The sequence below is a fragment of the Limosilactobacillus urinaemulieris genome, from assembly GCF_014838745.1.
Classification (GTDB): domain Bacteria; phylum Bacillota; class Bacilli; order Lactobacillales; family Lactobacillaceae; genus Limosilactobacillus; species Limosilactobacillus urinaemulieris.
This window is the reverse complement of the sequence record NZ_JABUXR010000042.1, coordinates 1-1,316: the sequence shown is the minus strand read 5'-3', so window position 1 is coordinate 1,316 and position 1,316 is coordinate 1. Positions and strand designations below refer to the sequence as shown.

Annotated in this window: 9 tRNA genes and 1 rRNA gene; all 10 read right to left on the bottom strand. The window is 45.1% G+C overall.

Going from position 1 to position 1,316, the window contains the following annotated elements:
* Nucleotides 1–292 precede the first annotated feature (292 nt).
* A tRNA-Leu gene (locus HUK45_RS09330) sits at nucleotides 293–377 on the bottom strand.
* Nucleotides 378–405: 28 nt separating this feature from the next.
* A tRNA-Cys gene (locus HUK45_RS09325) sits at nucleotides 406–476 on the bottom strand.
* 41 nt (nucleotides 477–517) lie between these two features.
* Nucleotides 518–592: transfer RNA gene (locus HUK45_RS09320), tRNA-His, on the bottom strand.
* Nucleotides 593–609: 17 nt separating this feature from the next.
* Nucleotides 610–680 (bottom strand) — tRNA-Trp (locus tag HUK45_RS09315).
* Between the two features lie 6 nt (nucleotides 681–686).
* Nucleotides 687–769: transfer RNA gene (locus HUK45_RS09310), tRNA-Tyr, on the bottom strand.
* A 5-nt stretch (nucleotides 770–774) separates the two neighbouring features.
* A tRNA-Phe gene (locus HUK45_RS09305) sits at nucleotides 775–847 on the bottom strand.
* 52 nt (nucleotides 848–899) lie between these two features.
* Nucleotides 900–972: transfer RNA gene (locus tag HUK45_RS09300), tRNA-Val, on the bottom strand.
* Between the two features lie 8 nt (nucleotides 973–980).
* Nucleotides 981–1,052: transfer RNA gene (locus tag HUK45_RS09295), tRNA-Glu, on the bottom strand.
* A gap of 7 nt (nucleotides 1,053–1,059) precedes the next feature.
* Nucleotides 1,060–1,151 (bottom strand) — tRNA-Ser (locus tag HUK45_RS09290).
* 48 nt (nucleotides 1,152–1,199) lie between these two features.
* Nucleotides 1,200–1,316, bottom strand: a 5S ribosomal RNA gene (gene rrf / locus HUK45_RS09285).

Here is a 1,316-nt window from a genome sequence, read left to right as displayed (position 1 = left end):
TCTGATCTTCAATTCCAAGGAGATTTAGGATAGAATTATTTTGGGACATCTGCATAACCTTCTTTACATGATTTTTGTGGTGAATTGATTGTACAACACGAGGACAGCAGTTGTCCTTTTTATGTACAAAAAAACTGGCATTGATTTTTTATCAATACCAGAAAGTGTATACCCATTTTTTCTGTTCAACATTACTTGACGTAGAACTAAAAAAGTAGGTTGAAGCTAAAAATTTCAAGCCTCAACCTACTTTCAATATTTGCTAACTAACACTAGCCATTCATCTAAAGTATGCCTCCGGTGGGGGTCGAACCCACACTCCCTCAACGGGAACTGGATTTTGAGTCCAGCGCGTCTGCCAATTCCGCCACAGAGGCAAAATATTAGTATTAGTTAACAACTAAAAGGTGGTAATCGGATTTGAACCGATGATAAAGGTTTTGCAGACCTCTGCCTTACCACTTGGCTATACCACCAAATAGTTAACGTTAAAAGTAATAAATCCCTTTTAACAAAGGGCGGTATGTGGGATTCGAACCCACGCGTGCCGGACCCACAAACCGGTGTGTTAACCAAACTTCACCAATACCGCCAAAAAATTCATAAAAGCAGGGATAGTAGGAATCGAACCCACAATGACGGTTTTGGAGACCGTAGTTATACCGTTTAACTATATCCCTATAAAGTGGGGGAGAGTGGATTCGAACCACCGAACCCGAAGGAACGGTTTTACAGACCGTCGCGTTTAACCAGACTTCGCTACTCCCCCATAAATGGCGCGGGACGGAATCGAACCGCCGACACACGGAGCTTCAATCCGTTGCTCTACCAACTGAGCTACCGAGCCATTGCGATAATATGGGTTTTATTAAATTACCAAACACAACTTTCGTTGTGAATGGAGGATACAGGGCTCGAACCTGTGACCTCCTGCTTGTAAGGCAGATGCTCTCCCAACTGAGCTAATCCTCCATAAAGAGTGACCCGTGCGGGATTTGAACCCACGATACCAGCGTGAAAGGCTGGTGTCTTAACCACTTGACTAACGGGTCATAACAACGGAGAGTAAGGGATTCGAACCCTTGATACAGGCTTTAACCCGTATACAGCATTTCCAATGCTGCTCCTTCGGCCAACTCGGACAACTCTCCAAAATCCGAGCCCTGGCAACGAACCAGGTGCCAAAGCTCAATCAAATCGCGTGGCAACGTCCTATCCTCGCAGGGAGCGATCCCCCAACTACTTTTGGCGTGTTGAAGCTTAACTTCTGTGTTCGGCATGGGAACAGGTGTATCCTTCAAGCCATCATCACCACA